The organism is Thioclava sp. SK-1 (genome assembly GCF_001705665.1).
Lineage (GTDB): Bacteria > Pseudomonadota > Alphaproteobacteria > Rhodobacterales > Rhodobacteraceae > Thioclava.
Window position 1 is genome coordinate 1 of sequence record NZ_MDHA01000027.1, and the last position, 497, is coordinate 497.

Annotated in this window: 1 protein-coding gene; it reads left to right on the forward strand. The window is 59.0% G+C overall.

Features of this window, described 5'->3' with window-relative positions:
• Positions 1-497 (forward strand): transposase (locus BFP70_RS04930; protein WP_141693099.1); only part of this gene is annotated, 497 nt, incomplete at both ends.

Genomic DNA, 497 nt, shown 5'->3' on the forward strand with positions numbered 1-497 from the left:
TGATGTTGAACTGGATGCGGTCTTTCGGGGATCTGCAACGCGTCGGCATCGAATGTTCGGGCAGCTATGGCGCAGGGTTACTGCGCTATTTGCAGACAGCTGGCGTCGAAGTTCTGGAGGTGGTCACTGCCCCTGACAAAAACGAGCGCCGTCGCCGCGGCAAGAACGACGACTTCGACGCAGAAAGTGCGGCCCATGCCGCCTTTGCTAAACGACACACGGTGACGCCGAGAAGCCGTGACGGTATGGTCGAAAGCCTCCGTGTTCTAAGGGTTTGCCGAAAGACAGCCGTTCAGGCGCGCCGCATTGCTTTGCAAATGATCCAGACGACGATCGTCTGTGCCCCCGACAGATTGCGAGAACCCCTGCGTAAGATGACGCGAATGCAGTTAATCCGCACACTGGCAGCTTGGCGGCCCGATCTCACGGCCTTTCGGCAGGTCGAAGAAGCCTATCGCATCGCGCTCAAATCCCTGGCGCGGCGTTACCTCGAACTG